This window comes from Brevibacterium sp. FAM 24630 (genome assembly GCF_049804075.1).
In the GTDB taxonomy this organism is placed as follows: Bacteria; Actinomycetota; Actinomycetes; order Actinomycetales; family Brevibacteriaceae; genus Brevibacterium.
The window spans coordinates 276,536-294,585 of record NZ_JBNBZD010000002.1 but is presented as its reverse complement, the minus strand read 5'-3'; the positions used below and the strand labels follow the sequence as shown (position 1 = coordinate 294,585).

Sequence of the window (18,050 nt, the reverse complement as noted above, 5' to 3'; positions counted from 1 at the left end):
TGTGAAGATGGAGGCATGAACTCCACTCCGCAGACCGCCGCCTCGCACGCCGTGAAGGTCCGGGCCCCCGAACTCGTCGGGCGCCGATGGATGAACTCCGGCGGCAAGGAGCTGACCCTGGCCGACCTGCGCGGCAAGGTCGTCCTCCTCGACTTCTGGACCTTCTGCTGCATCAACTGCCTCCACGTCCTCGACGAGTTGCGTCCCCTCGAGGAGAAGTACGCGAAGGAACTCGTCATCATCGGCGTCCACTCGCCGAAGTTCGAGTTCGAACGCACCGTCGAGGCCGTCGACCAGGCCGTGGAACGCTACCAGGTCGAACACCTCGTCCTCGATGACCCGGACCTCGTCACCTGGCAGGCCTACACCGCTCGCGCCTGGCCGACCCTGGCCGTCATCGACCCTGAGGGCTACCTCGTGGCGACGATGTCCGGAGAGGGCCACGCCGCTGGGCTCACCGAGATCATCGAAGGCCTCATCGACGAGCATTCGGCCAAGGGAACGCTGCATTCCGGTGACGGCCCCTACGTTCCGCCGCCGGCACCCGAAACAGACCTGTTCTACCCCGGCAAGGTCACTCGTCTGCCCTCCGGGCATCTCCTCGTCGCTGACTCCGGCCACCACGGCCTCGTCGAATACGATGCCGACGGCACCACGATCATCCGCCGCATCGGCACGGGAGAGCGCGGGGCCGCGGACGGCGACTTCGCTTCGGCGTCGTTCAGCGAGCCCGGCGGCATCACCGTGCTGCCCGACGACCTCGCCGCCGAGGTCGGGTACGGGATCGTCGTCGCCGACACCGTCAACCACACCCTGCGCGGGATCGATCTCGAATCCGAAACCGTGACGACCATCGCCGGCACCGGGCAGCAGCACATGGTCGGCGCCATCGACAATGTCCGCGGCAAACACGGTGAACTGGGACGATACGACGGCCCCGGGCTCGACGTGAAGCTCTCGTCGCCGTGGGATGTCCTCTTTGTCCCCTCCACCGCCGAGGTGGTCGTGGCGATGGCCGGCAACCACACGATCTGGTCGTTCGATCCGAAGGACGGAGCGATCCGCATCCTCTCGGGCACGATGAATGAGGGGCTGAGCGACGGAGACGCCGAATCCGCGTGGTTCGCCCAGTCCTCGGGCCTCGACCTCGATGCCGACGGCCAGGTGCTCATCGCCGATTCCGAGACTTCGGCGATTCGTCGCCTCGACCCCGTCACCGGTGAAGTCACCACGCTCGTGGGAGTCGGCCTCTTCGACTTCGGATTCCGCGACGGTCCCGCCGCCGAGGCGCGCCTGCAGCATCCGCTGGGAGTGCGCGCCCTGCCCGATGGGTCGATCGCGATCGCCGACACCTACAACGGGGCCATCCGCCGCTACGACCCGCACACCGAGGAAGTGACGACCCTGGCCCGCGGTCTGCGTGAACCCTCGGACATCCTCGTCGTCGACTCAGCAGTCGGCGACGGCGACTCCTCCGGCCGAGGTGATGACTCCGCCGGCGGCTCCGAGTCCTCGAGTGAGGCCGAGCTCCTCGTCGTCGAGTCCGCCTCCCACGCGCTGACGAGGGTGAGACTGCCCAAGGACGCCCAGACGGTCGACGAGGGGGCGCTGACGACGAAGCGACCGTCGACCGAGATCGTCTCCGGACCGGTGTCGCTGAGCGTGAGCTTCACGGTGCCCTCGGGGCAGAAGCTCGACGACCGGTGGGGAGATCCCACGTTCCTGCAGGTCTCGGCGACCCCGCCCGAGCTCATCGTCTCCGGCGATGGGGGAGCCGAGGGGCTCAACCGCGAGATCGTCATCAACCCGGATCTCGACGGGGGAGTGCTCCATGTGACCGCTCGAGCCGCCGCCTGTGACGGCGAGCCCGGGGGAGAGATCCCCCTGCACGCGGCCTGCCACCTCTATCAGCAGGACTGGGGCATTCCGGTCGATCTCGCGGACTCGGCGCCGAACGAGCTCAACCTCGATCTGCGCGGCGCCTGAGGCGCTCGGCTCAGCGCCGTTCGTTCAGCGCCGATCGCTCAGCATCATGCGCGCAGCGCGGTACGCATCAGACGATGCCATCCGCATGAGACGACGCCGCACGCATCAGACCACGGAGACGTCACCGAGGCGGCGCGGCTCGTAGCTGACCCGGGACGACTTCACGACCACGGAGCCGCCGAGGACGAAGGAGAGCTTCTCGTCGAGGTCGTGTTCGGCCGCGGTGACGATGTCTCGATAGCGGCCCTTGACCCGCACCTCGACCGTCGACGGGGTGAGTTCGAGGTCGTTGCCCGACGAGGTCAGGCCGATCTGCGGGCTGCGTTCGAGTGACCAGGTGATGTCGCCGATGATCGTGTTGTCCGTGTCGTAGCCGAAGACGCAGCCCGAGGGCATGAGGGTCTTCGACTTCATGCAGTCCTTGAGATGGTCGGTGACCTGCTGTTCGACGGTCTCTTCGAGCTTGGCCGTCGGTTCGGGCGACAGCGTGACGGTGGGAGAGTCGCCGGGAGCGGTCACCTCGGCGCGTTCGGACTTCGACTTCAGATACGTCGCATCGAAGCCGACGAGGTAGCTGGCCGGAAACAGCACGGGCACCTTTCCGGTGCTGACCCCATAGCCGTTGATCGTCGCCGTCGACGAACCGGAGACGTTGAGTGACAGCGTCGGCCACTCCTTCTGTTCGATGGCCCACCGGTCGAAGAGCCCCGCGCTCGCGGGCAGCCGGACCATCGTCAGATCGATCGTCTGCTCCTGCGAGGAGAGGTTGAAGCTGAGGCGGACCTTCGCGTGATCGCCGTCGACGGACAGAGTCTTCGCTTCGGCTTCCCGCGGCAGATCGGGGGCCGCCGAAAGCACCTCATCGCTGAGCGCCAACGTCGAGTTCGGAGTCGGCGCGGAGAGATAGGAGAAAGCACGATTCGCGTCACCCTGTTCGAGCGCACCGATATAGGCTTCGGCGGCGCGGGCGGGTGTGTAGAGGGTGAAGTTGAGGAGAGGAACGGCGGCGACCGTGAGGACGACGACCGTCAGCGCCGAGATCAGAAGTCTGCGCGAGGTTCGCATGTCGTTCCTGATTCGATTGGGGACTGAGCGGGGGACTGAGCAGGTCTCAGTCTATCTGCCGAGCCTCATTCCACCGGGTAGGCATGCAGTGCGGAGGTGTCGACCTCGACGAAGACGTGGGTGCCGACCCTGACGTTTTCACGCAGTTCGGTGATCGTGGCGCCGAGGCCGGGGTGGATGATGCCGAAACCGGCCGAGGACCGGCCGTCTGCGGCCACGTCTCCCGCAGCCGACGACTCCTCGTCCCCGTCCGGGGCCTCCACCGACTCATCGGTGCCTGCAGGCCTTCGGTCCGGCACACCGGCGAGGTCGGCCAGGTCGACATCGAGGGCGAGCCCCATCTCGGTGTCGACCGGCGAGAGCTTCGCCTGCAGGCAGGTACCGCGATCACGCAATCCGGTGACGATGGCTTCGAACACCGTCGCCGAGGTGAACGCCGGGTCATGTTCGTCCAGTGACAGGAGGGCGGCACGCCACCCGAGGGTGACGAAGACCTTCCCGTCGAGTTCGGTCCGGGCGCGTACGGCCGAATGGCCGATGGACAGCCATCCTTTGCGGGCCAGGCCCGAATAGACGTTGACTCCGCTGAGCTCGGCAGGCAGTGAGCCCCTGGGCTCGCTGACGATCTGCTCCAGGGAACCGAATGCGACGAGCTGGTCCTTTTCGATATCGGCCACCCCCGCCTCGGCGATGGTGTGGTCGGTGAGCGAATTGGAGCTGAACACGACCCCGCGCCCCTCGTGGGCGACGAGTTCGGCGAAGCGGTTGCGCAGTCCCGTGCGCAGGTGGCTCGGGACCGAAGCGAAGGGATCGATGAACGTCAGCCACGTCGCGCCGCTCGCCCAGGCCGCGGCCAGGACGAGGCGGGCACGGTCGATCGCTTCGAGATCCGCGATCCGGCGGCGCAGGACCTCCGGACGCAGACCGAATGCTGTCAGTGCAGCGGATTGAGACGCTGCCGATGCCGCCTCCCCAGATCCGGCATCGGCTTCACGCAGGTACTTCTTCATCCAGCTGCGCACACGCGAACGACCCGACCGGGATCCGGTCGGGAAGCGTGGCGGTGGTGCGACGTGGGGCAGGCTCGCCGCGGACAGCACCACCGCAGTGGTGCTGTCCGGGCTGCCCATGAGTCCGAGCATTGTCCCTGCTCGCAGACGTCCTAGATCGATCTCGCGTCCGTCGAGCTGCAGCCCCGCGAGGGACAATTCATCGTTCAACTGTGTTTAGAACTCCGCTGGATCATCGGAGGCGTTCATCCGCCGACGGGTGATGATGACGGCTGCGGCACCGACGGCGAGCAGGCCGACTCCCAGCGCCAGTCCGGTCATCTCGGCACCGGTGCGCGGCAGATCGCTGCCGGCAGCGCCCGAGTCGCTTCCGCCTTCGTCGACAGCCGTGCCGTTGGTCAGCACCGTGAAGCTTCCGCCCTGAGGCTCATCGAAGCTCTCGGCCTGGGCACGGACGTTGTAGGTGCCGAGCACAGCCTTGACCTTGGCCTGGACACCGAACGTGGCCTTGCCCTCGGAGTCGGCCTGCTTGGTCATCGTGTAGCGGTCGACCTTGCCCTGGGCGTGCTCGACCGTGATGGTGACCTTCTCGCCGGGCTGCGCTCCGCTGACGCCGAGCTTGATGCCCTTGTCGAGGAAGTCCTCGGAGCTGATCTCGGTCGGGTCGATGGAGAGCGACTGCTTGGCAGCGGCCGGTGCTTCCTTCTCCTCGGTTCCGGGGCTGGCCGGTCCGGTGGATTCGGATTCCTTGTCCTCGGACTTCTCGTCCTTCGGGGCCGCGGAGGACTCGTCTCCGTCGGTTTCGGTCGGCTTCGGAGCCTCGGACGTGGGTTCGTCGGTCTCAGCCTCGTCGCTCTCAGCCTCGTCCGTCTCGGTCGGGGCCTTGGCCCGAGCCTCATCCGTCTTGTCGGTTTCGGTCGGTTCCGGAGCTTTGGTCGTGGGCTCGTCGGTCTTCGTCTCCGACGGCTCTGGAGCCTTGGTGGTGGGTTCCTCGGTCTTCGTCTCCGACGGTTCCGGAGCCTTGGTAGACGGCTGTTCGGTCTTCGTCTCCGACGGTTCCGGTGCCTCGGTGGAGGGTTCGTCGGTCTTCGTCTCCGACGGTTCGTCGGTCTCACTGGGATCTTCGATCGGACCGGTGGCCGATTCGCAGTTGTCACCGGTCGGGTCGGAATCGTCGACATCGGAATCCGAAGCGACGACCTCGAAGGTCACCTTCGACGACTTCTTCTCCGATTTGAGGTCGGTGAGGTAGAGCGAGTATTCGCCGACAGGCACCTGCGCGTCTTCGGTCGCGGTGAAGAAGTAGGTGCCGGACACCTGACCCTTCTCGTCGACCGTGAGCTTCTTGGGTGGGGTGTAGTCGGTGCCATCGGTGCCGATGACGGTCACGGTGGCCTTCTCATCTGCGGTGAATCCGGTTCCGGAGAAGCCGATTCCCTTCTTGCTGTTCGCGATATCGGCCCGGGTGACCTGCGCGTGCGCAAGGGTCGCCTGAGGATCCGACTCTTCGGGTACCGAGGAGTCGGCTTCGGAGTCGCTCGATGACTGCTGGTCGCCCTGGGCGCACAGCGGTTGCTGAGGTACCGAAGCGGTGGACTCTGTCGCTGCGAACGCCGGGGCGCCAGCAAGACCTGTCAAAGCAACGGCTACTGCGGGGGCAAGCACAAGACGCGAGGTCTTCACAGTAATGCCTTTCGATTGTTGTCTACCCACGAAAGGCGATGGGACTCCCGGCATTCCTTGGCTTAAGAAGGGGAAGGCACCATCGTGCGCGGGTCCGTACAGCTCATAACTCTAAAGCATTCATCAGCGCCTATGGGGAGACACACGGGGAAAAACCAGCATAAATTGGAGTAATCGTTATCGTTTTGTGACCTAGGTGCGGCGTGTCGCGCAGAGTCGGAGGGAAATTCTGAGCTGCCGAGCCGTCGGATCTCGAGCGTGAAGAGGCCGGAACGACTACCATCGGATACGTGACTCTGCTTTCCGACCGCGACATCCGCGCCGAGCTCGACTCCGGCCGCATCGCCCTCGACCCCTACGACCCTTCGCTGATCCAGCCGGCCAGTGTCGATGTCTGCCTCGACCGGTACTTCCGGCTCTTCGACAACCACAAATATCCGGTCATCGACCCGAGCCTCGAACAGCCCGAACTCACCCGCTTCCTCGAGGCCGCACCGGGAGAGCCCTTCGTGCTGCACCCCGGCGAGTTCGTCCTCGCCTCCACGCACGAACTCGTGACTCTGCCCGACGATGTCGCGGCACGGCTCGAAGGGAAGTCCTCGCTGGGCCGGCTCGGCCTGCTCACGCACTCGACGGCCGGATTCATCGACCCCGGATTCAGCGGTCACGTCACCCTGGAGCTGTCCAATGTCGCAACCCTGCCGATCACGCTGTGGCCGGGCATGAAGATCGGGCAGCTGTGCTTCTTCCGCCTCAGCTCCTCTGCCGTCAACCCCTACGGCTCCGCTGCCACCGGCAACCGGTACCAGGGCCAGCGCGGCCCGACCGCATCCCGTTCGCACCTGAACTTCTACCGGAGGGACATGTGATCACCCGCCGCGAACTGCGGCGCCAACGCGAAGCCGCCGAACGCGCCGAACGCGAGCGTGCCGACGCCGCGCGCTACCAGGGCGGTCTCGCCGCGTCCGGGGACACCGGCCCTGCGCGCTCCGGATCAGATGGGTCGCCGGCGCCCGCACCCTCCGTCTCGGATGAGGCGCCCGGACCCGGAGCCTCCGCCCCGGCTCGGCGCCGGACCGGGATGCCCTCGACCGGTCGCCCCGGGTACGGTGATCACCGCGCATCCGCGCCGGTCGACACTCCCACCTCGGCGGATCTGCGGGGTTTCCACCTTCTCCTCCTCGACGATGCCGTCGAGATCTCCGACGTCCTCGCACTCGTCCACAACAAGCTGCCGGACCTGCACCCGCAGCTCGACGAACACGGACAGATGAGGCTGAGTCGGCATTCGCGGCTCAGCTCCGGCACGGTCCTCGAACCCGCGGATGCCGCCGCCCTCGAAGTCCCCGACTGGGCCCACCACGCGATCGTCGTCGACTGTCCCCGCGACCGTCAGCCCTCCCCGCCACCGGACTGGTTCGCCGATGCCGACGGCCTCCACGCGGCCTTCCCCGAGGGCATGCCAGACCGGGAGGAGGAGCGGGTGCTCAGCCTCCTGCTCGCCATCGCCTCCCGCCTGCACACGGGAGTCCGCCTGGCCGACGAGCCCGGACTGCCGACGCGAGTGATCATCCCCGACCCCGAGGCGAAGGTCGACCTCTACCTGTACTCGCCCTACTGGCTGGAACCGCAGGTGGCCCTGGAGTTCGTGCGCCGCCACGCCCCGCACGCCTTCCAGCAGTCGCTGCCCACCCCCGACGAGGATGTGCTCGTGCAGGCGAACATCGACGACCCGCTCTTCGATCCTTCGGCCCCCGTCATCCTCGACGGCTACGCCCTGCTCGTCCCGCTCGGAGACATCGATGAGGCCGCCGGCGGCCTCGAGATCCGGGTGATGGAGGCCGAGTGGGTGCCGCCGATCATCGCCGCCCACACGGATGCCCCGCAGATCGAATACCACGTGCACTGGATGGACACCGAGTCCCGGCGCTACCAACCGAATCCGCGGCGTCGATTCCGCAGGATGCGCGCCGAGGTGGCCCGACTGACCGACGCGATCGGAGCGGAGCTCCTCGTCGGCTGCGATGGGGTGGGAGTCGACGAGAACGGTTTCCTCGTGACCAGCCGCCAGCTGCGCGAGTGAGCGTCGACGGGGCCACGGCACCCGATGGGGCCGTCGGCGCCGTCTGCGACCGTCCTGGGAATGCGACCGAGGACCCCGCCGGTGACTACCCCGAGGACCTCGCGAAGGACCTCGCCGAGGACTGCCCCGAGGACTGCGCCTAGGCCCCCGCCGATGACTGCGCCGAGGACCCCGCCGATGACTGCGAGGGCGGGCGAGAAACGGGTTCGGCCGAGTGCACGCAATTGGGGAAACTTCGTCTGTCCGTGCAAAAATAAACTCACGAACCTTTCTCACAAACAGGCATATGACGGAGGTGGCTGCCGGTGATAGCCATGACAGGTGCCTTCTTCGGCGCGTCTGTCATCGCCTACCCCCTGGTTCGTCTCCTCGGCCGCAACGCCTTCTTCTACCTCGCGCTCGTCCCCTTCGCCGGACTGGTGCTGAGCCTCTCGAAAGTTCACGACCTCTTCGGCCCCGGCGCCCATCCGCTCGTCGAAAGCATGAACTGGCTCCCGGAGCTCGGGCTCGAAGGTGTGTTCCGCCTCGACGTGCTCTCATGGATCATGACGCTGCTCGTCACCGGAGTCGGGGCGCTCGTCTTCGTCTACTGCGCCCGCTACTTCCCGCCCGACGAACCCGGACTGGCCCGGTTCGCCGGCATCTTCATGGCCTTCGCAGGCATGATGTACGGACTCGTCATCGCCGACGACCTCCTCATGCTCTACCTGTTCTGGGAAGGCACCACGGTCTTCTCCTACCTGCTCATCGGACACAGCCAGTCCCGGCGCCGCTCGCGTCAGGCGGCCCTGCAGGCGCTCATCGTCACCACCGCCGGCGGTCTGGCCATGCTCGTGGGCATGGTCCTACTCATCACCGCCACCGGCACCGGCCGGATCTCGACCCTGATCGACCGGGCACAGCTGGGCATGGACACCGGCGGAGTCATCATCTCCGCGATCATCCTCATCCTCATCGGCGCGATCTCGAAGTCCGCGCTCATGCCCTTCCACTTCTGGCTGCCCGGCGCCATGGCCGCCCCCACCCCGGTCAGTGCGTACCTGCACGCTGCGGCCATGGTCAAGGCCGGCATCTACCTCGTGCTGCGCCTGGCCCCCGGCTACAACAACATCCCCGGCTGGTCCGAAGTGCTGCTCACCCTGGGCCTGCTGACGATGTTCATCGGCGGCTGGCAGGCGCTGAAGCAGACCGACCTCAAACTGCTGCTGGCCTTCGGCACGGTCTCCCAGCTGGGCTTCCTCACGACGATGGCCTCCTTCGGCACTCCGGACATCACGAAGGCGGCACTCGGGCTGCTCATCGCCCACGCCCTGTTCAAGTCCTGCCTGTTCCTGTGCGTCGGCATCATCGACCACCGTGCCGGCACCCGTGACCTCACGAAGCTCTCCGGCGGCTGGAAGGCATTCCCCGTCGTCGCCGTGTGCGCGACGATCGCCGCCGCCTCGATGGCGGGACTGCCCCCGCTGCTCGGCTTCGCCGCCAAGGAAGCCGCCTACTCGACCCTCCTGTCCTCACCGGACAAGGCCTCGGTCATCGGCTTCATCGGCATCATGATCGGCTCGATCCTCACCGTCGCCTATTCCGCCCGCTTCGTCTGGGGCGCTTTCTCCTCGAAGCCCGGCGTCGACGACATCGCCCGCCGCGATGAGAAGCTCGGCCTCGTCTTCTCCCCGATCATCCTCACCGCGCTCACCTTGGCGCTGGGCCCGGGCGCCGGACTACTTGACGGATACTTCTCCGCCTGGACCGCCGAGCTGCCGATCGTGGCCGCCGAGGACGGGCACTACCACCTGGCGCTGTGGCACGGCTTCGAACCGGCGCTCGCCTTCACCGCCGTGACGGTCGCCGTCGGCGCGGCCCTGTTCTTCCTCCGCCACCCGTTCGCGAGAGTGCAGTCGACTCTGCCCTCGGGCATCGATTTCCACGAGCTCTACCGGCGGCTCATCAGCTGGATGGAAGCACTGGCGCTGTGGGTCACCGCCCGCACGCAACGCGGTTCGCTGCCGTTCTACCAGGGTGTGGTCTACCTCGTCCTCGTCGCCGGAGTGGGCCTGGCCATCATCGCCAACGACACCTGGAACATCGACTTCCGCCTCTCCGACACCCCTCTCGACTTCATCGTCGCCACCGTCCTCATCGTCGTCGCGATCGGTGCCACCCGGGCGAAGAAGCGCTTCACGGCCGTCGTCGTCACCGGCATCTCCGGCTATGCGATGGTCGCGTACTTCGCGTTCGTCGGCGCCCCCGACCTGGCCCTGACCCAGGTGCTGGTGGAGACCATCACGATCGTCGTCTTCGTCCTCGTCCTCCGCCGTCTGCCGGCCCGGATCGGCGAATCCACGGGGCGTCTCACTCCCGCCTGGCGGGCGATCATCGGCGGTGCCGTGGGCATCACGGTGATGCTCGTGGTCCTCATCGCCGCCGGGGTGCGCGTGGCCGACCCGGTCTCGACGGACTTCGGTCAGCTCGCCTACGAACTCGGCCACGGCCAGAACATCGTCAACGTCACCCTCGTCGACATCCGCGCCTGGGACACGATGGGTGAGATCTCCGTGCTCGTGGCGGCGGGAACCGGTGTCGCCGGACTCATCTTCGTCCGCGGCCGCGAAGGCCACCTGCACCGGTTCGAGAGGAAGAAGGACGGCACCGAGGCGGCCGGCCGGATCCGCTTCCAACCCGTGTCCGAGGACGTCGTCGACCTCCACCATCCCGGGCGGGAGGACCTGTCCCAGAAACGTGTGTCCTGGCTCATCGCCGGCCGCACCCTGGCTCCGCGCAACCGGTCGATCATTCTCGAGGTCACCGCGCGACTGATCTTCCACGCCGTCTTCGTCTTCTCCGTCTACCTCCTCTTCGCCGGCCATAACGAACCCGGCGGCGGTTTCGCCGGCGGCCTCGTCGCCGGTCTCGCTCTCGTCGTGCGCTACCTCGCCGGAGGCAAGTACGAACTCGCCGAGGCGGCCCCCTTCACTCCCTCGGGAATGCTCGGCACCGGTCTCGTCACCGCGATCCTCACCGTCGTCGGCGGTTGGGTGTGGGGCGATACCGTCTTCGACTCCGTCTACCTCGAAGGCGATCTGCCGTTGCTGGGTCATCTGTCCTTCGGCACGTCGACGTTCTTCGACATCGGCGTCTACCTCATCGTCATCGGCCTCATGCTCGACATCCTCCGCTCGCTCGGAGCCGAGGTCGACCTGCACCAGGAACGTGACGAAGCGATGCTCACCCACCGCATCCACGACAACGTCAACTTCTCCGAGAACATGGGATCGACCGCCGAACACCGCGCCGTGTCCGAGATCATCCACCGGGTCAATGAGCTCGACGTCGACAACGGTGCGGAAGGAGGCCGCCTATGAGCATGCCCTTCATCATGGTCCTGGCCATGGGTGTCCTCTTCGCCTCCGGCATCTACCTCATGCTCGAACGCTCCCTGACCCGCGTCCTGCTCGGCTTCATCCTGCTCGGCAACGGGGTCAACCTGCTCATCATCCTCACCGCCGGACGCGGTTCGCCGCCCCTGACCGACGGGAAGGACCTGTCGACCGAGGGCATGTCCGATCCGCTGCCGCAGGCGCTCATCCTCACCGCCATCGTCATCACCTTCGCCGTGACCGCGTTCCTGCTGGCGATGATCTACCGCTCCTGGAGGCTCATGCGCGCCGATTCGCTGCAGGACGACGACACCGACCTCCAGGTCGCGATCACGAAGGTCATCGACTCCGAAGCGGAGGCGAGCACGGACTACGACGACACCGAGTTCGGTGACGAGGCCGAGTCCCCGATCGTCGGCGCTGTCGACCTCGACGACGACGGCACTCCCGAAGAGCGGGAGGAGATCGCCGAGGAGATCGAGGACGCGGAGACCCCGACTGAAGCCGATGACATCGCCGAGGCGGTCGTGGAGTCCCAGACGCAAGCGCACAGCGCCGCTGAAGCGGAGGCCGCAGAAGCGGCCCGAGAAGAGACAGCGCCGGGTGACGAGTCCGGGAACACGGAGCCGGATGACGAGCACGGGAAGGGGGACCGGCCATGATCGATCTGCTGCCCGTCCTCGTCCCGCTGCCGGTGCTGCTGCCGCTGCTCGGCGCCGGCATCGCCCTCATCCTGTCCAAGCACACACGGATGCAGAACCTCGTGTCGGTCGCGATCCTCGTGGCCGTCATGGTCATCGCCACGATCATCCTCTTCGGCGTCGACATGCACGGTCCGCAGGTCGTGGCGATCGGCGGTTGGCAGCCGCCGGCGGGCATCGTGCTCGTGGCCGACCGGCTCTCCGCCCTCATGCTCATCGTGTCCTCGCTGGTCACTCTGTGCGTGCTCGTGTACGCGCTGAGCCAGGACGCCAACGACGATTCGAACGAGACCCCGATCTCCGTGTTCAACCCCAGCTACCTGGTGCTGTGCGCGGGCATTGCGAACTCGTTCCTCGCCGGGGACCTATTCAACCTCTACGTCGGCTTCGAGATGTTCCTCGTCGCCTCCTATGTGCTGCTCACCCTCGGAGCCACGGCCGAGCGCATCCGGGCCGGAGTCACCTATGTGATCATCTCGCTCGTCTCCTCGGTGATCTTCCTCGCCGCGATCGGCATCATCTACGCAGCGTGCGGAACCGTGAACATGGCGCAGCTGTCGCAGAGGCTCTCCGAGCTGCCTGCCGATGTGCAGATGATCCTCCACGTGATGCTGCTGCTCGGCTTCGGCATCAAGGCCGCGATCTTCCCGCTGTCCTTCTGGCTGCCCGACTCCTACCCGACCGCTCCGGCCCCGGTGACCGCGGTGTTCGCGGGTCTGCTGACGAAGGTCGGCATCTATGCGATCATCCGCACGGAGACCCTGCTCTTCGCCGAATCCTCGCTGCGGGTGCCGCTGCTCATCGCGGCGGGGCTGACGATGCTCGTGGGCATCCTCGGCGCCATCGCACAGTCGGAGATCAAGAGGATCGTGTCCTTCACCCTGGTCTCCCACATCGGCTACATGCTCTTCGGCGTGGCCTTGGGCACGAGTGTCGGCCTGTCCGCGGCGATCTACTACACGGTCCACCACATCATCGTCCAGACCGCGCTGTTCCTGGCGATCGGGCTCGTGGAAATGCGCGGCGGGTCCACCTCGACGCGGTCCCTGGGCGGTCTCATGGTGCTCTCGCCGGTGCTGACGATCATCTTCTTCATTCCCGCGCTCAATCTCTCGGGCATTCCTCCGTTCTCCGGATTCATCGGCAAGGTCGCCCTGTTCCTCGCCGGCTTCGACGATCAGGCGTGGCTGCCCACCGTCCTCATCGTCGCGGGCACCGTGACGAGCCTTCTCACGCTCTACGTCATCGGCCGTACCTTCAACCTCGCGTTCTGGCGTGATCCGGCCGATGTGGAAGAGCCCAACGAGGACCTCGTCGAGGAATTCGCCGACCGGAAGAAGACGCTGCTGGCGGGGAAGAAGTGGAAGTCTCAGATCGGCGTGCCCCCTGCTATGGTGGTGGCCACCTCGGTGGTCGTCATCGCCTCCCTCATCCTCACGGTCGCGGCCGAACCCCTGTGGGACATGGCGAATCGCGCCGCCGAGAATCTGCAGACGCCGATCGACTATGTCACGAACGTGCTCGGAGGTGACGACTGATGAGTCCGAACCGGGCACGGATGAGCCGCGGCCGCGGAATCGTCCAGCAGTTCGTGCTGCTCGTCTCGCTGGTCCTGCTGTGGCTGATGCTGTGGGATTCGATCACCGTACTCACCGTGGTCTCCGGGATCGTCCTCGCCTTCCTCGTCACCCGCATCTTCTACCTCCCTCCCGTCGTGCTCTCCGGTCGGTTCAACGTCTGGCACGGCGCGGTGTTCGCCCTGTGGTTCCTCTACTCGGTCCTCCATGCCTCGATCGAGGTCGCCTGGTATGCGTTCCGTCGCCGCGCCGTCGGCGCCGGTTCGGTCATCGCCTGCGATCTGCGCACGAGCTCCGATCTCGTGCTCACCCTCATCGCCGACACCGCCAGCCTCATCCCGGGATCGATCATCATCGACAGTGATCGCGCGATGGGCATCCTCTACCTGCACTTCCTCGACTGCGATTCCGAGGAGAAGCTGCATCAGGCGAAGGCGCAGGTCTACCACATCGAGGAGCTGCTCATCCGCACCCTCGGTTCGGCCCGCGACCTCGGGGCACTGCGTGCCCGCCCAGATCCGCTGGGCGAAGTCGAGGGAGGACGCGCATGAGTCAGATCGTCTTCGACCTCCTCGTCATCGCCGGGTCGGTGCTGTTGGCCGCCTCGGTGTTCATCGCGCTCTACCGGATCGTCCGCGGCCCCTCGATCCTCGACCGGATGATCGGCACCGATGTCGTGCTCGCCTCGATCATGTGCGGACTCGGCGGGTACATGGCCCTGGCCGACCGCACGGATCTGCTGCCCGTTCTCATCGTGCTCGCGATGCTCGGCTTCGTCGGCTCCGTGAGCGTGTCGCGATACGTATCGAAATCCGATTCGATGACGCCCGGCTCCGAGTCGGGAGCGCTGTCGGACTTCTCGGCATCGGATTGGCACATGTCCCAAGATGCCCAGGACGACGATTCCGCCGAGGCTGCTGCCCGGAGAGCAGCGCCAGGGCCCGGTTCGGTCCCGGTCTCCGATGAGGTCACCGAGATCTCGGACCCGACTTTCGACGCACACGCTGATGCCGGCGGGGAAGGTGAGGGCACCGGACCCGATCCCGGACCCGACGACGCCGAGCATATGTTCACGGGCCGCGGTGATTCTGCCCCTGGCCGAGACGATTCCGCCCCTGGCCGCAATGATTCTGCCCCCGGCCGCGGCGACGGGAGCACCCATGGTTCTTGACATCATCTCGGCCGTGCTCATCCTCCTCGGCGCTGTGCTGTCCCTGGCTGCGGCGCTCGGTCTCGTGCGGTTCGGGGATCTCCTCTCACGCATGCACGCGAGTGCGAAGCCCCAGGTCCTGGGGCTGATGCTCGTGGCCGTGGCGGTCGCCATCCAGTTCCCGACCTGGGCGACGGTGACGACGCTGGCGATCGTCATCTCCTTCCAGCTCGTGACGATCCCCGTCGCCACCCATATGGTCGGCCGCGCCGGCTATCGCACCAAACACCTGCGTCGTTCTATGCTGTATCGAGATGAACTCGCCGAGGCGGTCGACCGTGCCGAGGCCCGAGAAGTTGCCTGGGAACGCCAGAGAGGAACCGGAACTGAGCACCATGACGGCTGACAATCACACCGAGCCCCAACCACTCGTCTTGGTTGCCGACGACGAGCCGGATGTGCTCGGTGCGGTGGTGCCCTTCCTCGAGCGTTCCGGATTCCGGGTCCTGCCGGCCAGTGACGGCCTGCTGGCACTCGACGAGATCCACCGCCACAAACCCGATGTCTGCGTGCTCGACGTGCTCATGCCCGGAGCCGATGGCCGGCAGGTGCTCCGACGCCTGCGGCAGGAGGAGAACTGGGTCCCGGTGCTGCTGCTGACGCAGGTCGGTGAGGGTGTGGAACGGGCGATGGCGCTGGAAGAGGGCGCCGACGACTACCTCAACAAACCCTTCGATCCACACGAACTCGTCGCCCGCATCCGGGCGGTGCTGCGCCGGACCCGCAATGACGGGCCGCCCTTGGCCACCGCACCGGTACTCGTCTCGAGCTTCGGCCTGCGCGTGGACCGGGTGGGTCGGCGTGCCTGGCTGGGACAGCGCGAACTCGTCATCACCCCGAAGGGCTTCACCCTGCTCGAATACCTCATGGTGCACAAGGACGAACTCATCGAACGCTCCCGCCTGCTCGAGGTGCTGTGGGGATTCGAAGAGGCCGTGGGCACCCGTGCCGTCGATTCGCGCGTTGCCGAACTGCGACGCGTCCTCGGCGAAGACGCTGCCGAACCGCGGTGGATCGCGACCGTCCAGGGGCGCGGATACCGCTTCGTCGGTGAGGTCCGCGGTGAGGACGGGCAGAGGCGTCTATGACGAACTTCCTCGTCGTCGAGATCCAGGTCTGGCTGTTCCTGCTCCTGCTCGTCCTCGTGCTCGCGGGGCTGGCTGTCGGCGCCTGGTTCGGATGGCGGTATCTCAAGAGGCGCGAGGCGCAGCTGCGGGAATCCATCGAGACGGCCGCGGCAGAGGACTCGATGACCAAGCGCAACCGCATGCTCATCCGCCTCGACCATGAGCTGAAGAACCCTTTGACCGCGCTGCGCACATCCGCGGCGAGCATCCGCGAAGTCGTCCGCGACGGAGGCACCCTCACCGAGGTCGAGCCCGCCGCCAAACAGGTCGACGTGTCCTCCCGTAGGGTCGCCCGACTGCTCGCTGACCTGCGCAAACTCGCCGATGTCGAAACGCGCATCATCGAATATGCCCGCGTCGACCTCGACGCGCTCATCCATCAGGCGGTCGAGGACGCCTCGACCGCGCCCGGCGCCGAGGATCGGATGATCGTGGCCACGGTCGCCCGTGCTCCGTGGCGGCTGCCCGATGTCGCCGGGGAGGAGGATCTGCTGCTCACCGCGATCCTCAACCTGTTGGGCAATGCGCTCAAATACTCTTCGCAGGCCGAGGTCGTCGAGCTGCGCGCGAACGAGCAGATCATCGATGGACACCGGTGGGTCGTCGTCGAGGTCGCCGACACCGGCAGCGGCATTCCGCTGGCCGAACAGGAAGCCGTCTGGGACGAACTCTCCCGCGGTTCCCGGGTGCGGGCGGTCGCCGGTTCGGGGATGGGACTCTCGCTTGTCCGGGCCATCGTCACCCGGCACGGCGGTTCCGTGCAGCTGTTCAGCCAGGAGGGTGTGGGCACCTCGGTGCGCATCGTCCTGCCGGTGCTCGCCGATGCCGCGCCCGTCACGGTTCCGCAGATGTCGGAGCATATGGATCGGGTTGCCGCCGGTTCGCACCCGGTGCAGCCGATGCAGCAGGCGGATTCGCGGCGGTCTCCCGGGTTCCTTCCCCCGAGACAGCCGAACGAGGCCGAACTGCAGGGCCGGATCCTCGGCACCCCGCGGCGGACTTCGAAGCGTCGCCTCGAACGGGTCGACGGAGCTTTGGTCAACCGCACCACCGGAGAGTCCGTCTCCGGTGGATTCCCACCCGATTCCGGGCAGCATTCCCAGTTCAAGCCGCCGCGGTCAGGGCCGGGCGCACAGAATCTTCCTGAGGGCGGACCGCCCGTCGGCAGCCAGCCGGGCCAGCAGCACGGGGGCCAGCAGAACTTCGGCCAGCCGGACAGCGGACCCCAGAATTTCGGCCAGCCGAATTCCGGGCCGCACGGGTACCAGCAGCCGAACGGCGGGCCCCAGAATTTCGGGCAGTCGAACTCCGGACCGCACGGGTATCAGCAGCCGGACAGCGGGCCCCAGAATTTCGGACAGTCGAGCAGCGGGCAGCAGGCAAACAGTGGCCCCCAGCAACCGAACAGTGGACCCCACTGGCCCCAGCAGCCGAACAGCGGACCGCAGCCGCCGTACCGCCGAGACAACGGTGAGCAGCCGTGAGCTCGGTGTCACCGCTGCGCCTCGCGGCAGCCGGGACGCTCGCGCTGACCGTTCTCCTCAGCGGCTGCTCGGTCCTGCAGATCCGCACCGAGGACAAGGATGCCGGCCCCGTGCGCGTGGGCGTGCAGAAGACACCGGGCCCCGAACCCACGGACAAGCCCACCGATGCGGGCATCCCCGAGGGGATGTCGAAGAAGACGATCTCGCTCGGCGATTCCTGTCCTGTGACCATCTCCTTCGCTCTCGGCGACGACTGGACGGGCGGCGCCGGAGACACCGACAAGTTCCGGGTGTTCCATCGCGGTTCCGACAGTCGGGATTCCGACGTCATCCTCATCAACTGCTCCGAGGACTTCGGCGGCAGCGCGCAGGCGATCATCGATTCGAAGCGCAAATACACCTTCGACGGCAAGGGCTCCCAGGTTCTGTCGGAGACGACCGGTTCCCTCAACGCCGGCGAGTATTGGAGCTTCCAAGGCGAGCTGGGGTCGTCTGAGATCCTCGCGATCAACAGCCAGCCCACACTCATGTACGGGGTGCAGACGGGATACACGATCAACGGCAGACTGGTGAATCTCTCCATCGAGATGCGCGCTGTGAAGGAACACGCGAAGGCGGATGAGGACTTCAAGAAGATGCTGCCGACGGTGACGATCGGCGGGCAGAAGGTCCCGGCTCCGACCTTCCGCTAGAGGCGGTCGCGCTCAAGCGATTCTCCCTTCAGCGCCCCCTTGTCCGAGTTGCGAACTA

General features: G+C 66.5%; 16 protein-coding genes. 13 read left to right on the top strand and 3 right to left on the bottom strand.

Annotated features, from left to right (window positions below; translation table 11 throughout):
- Positions 1-15 precede the first annotated feature (15 nt).
- Positions 16-1,986: an NHL domain-containing thioredoxin family protein gene (locus ACPUD7_RS02760; protein WP_425119054.1), complete on the top strand. Its 1,971-nt coding sequence runs from the start codon at positions 16-18 to the stop codon at positions 1,984-1,986.
- A gap of 105 nt (positions 1,987-2,091) precedes the next feature.
- Here ACPUD7_RS02760 and ACPUD7_RS02755 read toward each other — a convergent pair whose 3' ends face one another.
- From ACPUD7_RS02755 to ACPUD7_RS02745, 3 genes are all read right to left on the bottom strand, one after another.
- Positions 2,092-3,051, bottom strand: coding sequence for a hypothetical protein (locus ACPUD7_RS02755; protein ID WP_135541641.1), 960 nt, complete (start codon positions 3,049-3,051; stop codon positions 2,092-2,094).
- A gap of 65 nt (positions 3,052-3,116) precedes the next feature.
- Positions 3,117-4,271, bottom strand: coding sequence for an ABC transporter (locus tag ACPUD7_RS02750; protein ID WP_425119053.1), 1,155 nt, complete (start codon positions 4,269-4,271; stop codon positions 3,117-3,119).
- Between the two features lie 6 nt (positions 4,272-4,277).
- On the bottom strand, positions 4,278-5,699 hold the full coding sequence (locus ACPUD7_RS02745) for an LPXTG cell wall anchor domain-containing protein (RefSeq protein WP_425119052.1): 1,422 nt from the start codon (positions 5,697-5,699) through the stop codon (positions 4,278-4,280).
- 335 nt (positions 5,700-6,034) lie between these two features.
- Between ACPUD7_RS02745 and dcd the strand changes: the two genes are divergently transcribed.
- The 12 genes from dcd (at position 6,035) to ACPUD7_RS02685 (ending at position 17,992) form a co-directional block, all read left to right on the top strand.
- Positions 6,035-6,613: a dCTP deaminase gene (gene dcd / locus ACPUD7_RS02740; protein ID WP_135541635.1), complete on the top strand. Its 579-nt coding sequence runs from the start codon at positions 6,035-6,037 to the stop codon at positions 6,611-6,613.
- Positions 6,610-7,827, top strand: a complete 1,218-nt coding sequence (locus ACPUD7_RS02735; RefSeq protein WP_425119051.1) for a hypothetical protein — start codon at positions 6,610-6,612, stop codon at positions 7,825-7,827. Before dcd ends, ACPUD7_RS02735 begins: the two co-directional genes overlap by 4 nt.
- Entirely contained in the window at positions 7,824-7,970 is a 147-nt protein-coding gene (locus ACPUD7_RS02730) for a hypothetical protein (RefSeq protein WP_425119050.1), read from the top strand. The genes ACPUD7_RS02735 and ACPUD7_RS02730 overlap by 4 nt, the downstream gene beginning before the upstream one ends.
- Positions 7,971-8,141: 171 nt before the next feature.
- A complete protein-coding gene (locus tag ACPUD7_RS02725; protein WP_135541722.1) occupies positions 8,142-11,186 on the top strand; it encodes a Na+/H+ antiporter subunit A in 3,045 nt (1,014 codons plus the stop codon).
- On the top strand, positions 11,183-11,863 hold the full coding sequence (locus ACPUD7_RS02720) for a Na(+)/H(+) antiporter subunit C (protein ID WP_425119049.1): 681 nt from the start codon (positions 11,183-11,185) through the stop codon (positions 11,861-11,863). Before ACPUD7_RS02725 ends, ACPUD7_RS02720 begins: the two co-directional genes overlap by 4 nt.
- Positions 11,860-13,440: a Na+/H+ antiporter subunit D gene (locus ACPUD7_RS02715; protein ID WP_425119047.1), complete on the top strand. Its 1,581-nt coding sequence runs from the start codon at positions 11,860-11,862 to the stop codon at positions 13,438-13,440. Before ACPUD7_RS02720 ends, ACPUD7_RS02715 begins: the two co-directional genes overlap by 4 nt.
- The gene (locus ACPUD7_RS02710) at positions 13,440-14,030 is read left to right on the top strand and encodes a Na+/H+ antiporter subunit E (RefSeq protein WP_135541629.1); all 591 of its coding nucleotides are present in this window, start codon (positions 13,440-13,442) and stop codon (positions 14,028-14,030) included. The genes ACPUD7_RS02715 and ACPUD7_RS02710 overlap by 1 nt, the downstream gene beginning before the upstream one ends.
- On the top strand, positions 14,027-14,650 hold the full coding sequence (locus ACPUD7_RS02705) for a monovalent cation/H+ antiporter complex subunit F (protein WP_425119046.1): 624 nt from the start codon (positions 14,027-14,029) through the stop codon (positions 14,648-14,650). The genes ACPUD7_RS02710 and ACPUD7_RS02705 overlap by 4 nt, the downstream gene beginning before the upstream one ends.
- A complete protein-coding gene (gene mnhG, locus ACPUD7_RS02700; RefSeq protein ID WP_135541625.1) occupies positions 14,640-15,035 on the top strand; it encodes a monovalent cation/H(+) antiporter subunit G in 396 nt (131 codons plus the stop codon). The genes ACPUD7_RS02705 and mnhG overlap by 11 nt, the downstream gene beginning before the upstream one ends.
- On the top strand, positions 15,025-15,777 hold the full coding sequence (locus tag ACPUD7_RS02695; protein WP_135541623.1) for a response regulator transcription factor: 753 nt from the start codon (positions 15,025-15,027) through the stop codon (positions 15,775-15,777). Before mnhG ends, ACPUD7_RS02695 begins: the two co-directional genes overlap by 11 nt.
- Positions 15,774-17,300, top strand: a complete 1,527-nt coding sequence (locus ACPUD7_RS02690) for an ATP-binding protein (protein WP_425119045.1) — start codon at positions 15,774-15,776, stop codon at positions 17,298-17,300. The genes ACPUD7_RS02695 and ACPUD7_RS02690 overlap by 4 nt, the downstream gene beginning before the upstream one ends.
- Complete coding sequence (locus ACPUD7_RS02685) at positions 17,297-17,992, top strand: hypothetical protein (protein ID WP_425119044.1); 696 nt, start codon at positions 17,297-17,299, stop codon at positions 17,990-17,992. Before ACPUD7_RS02690 ends, ACPUD7_RS02685 begins: the two co-directional genes overlap by 4 nt.
- Positions 17,993-18,050: the final 58 nt, after the last annotated feature.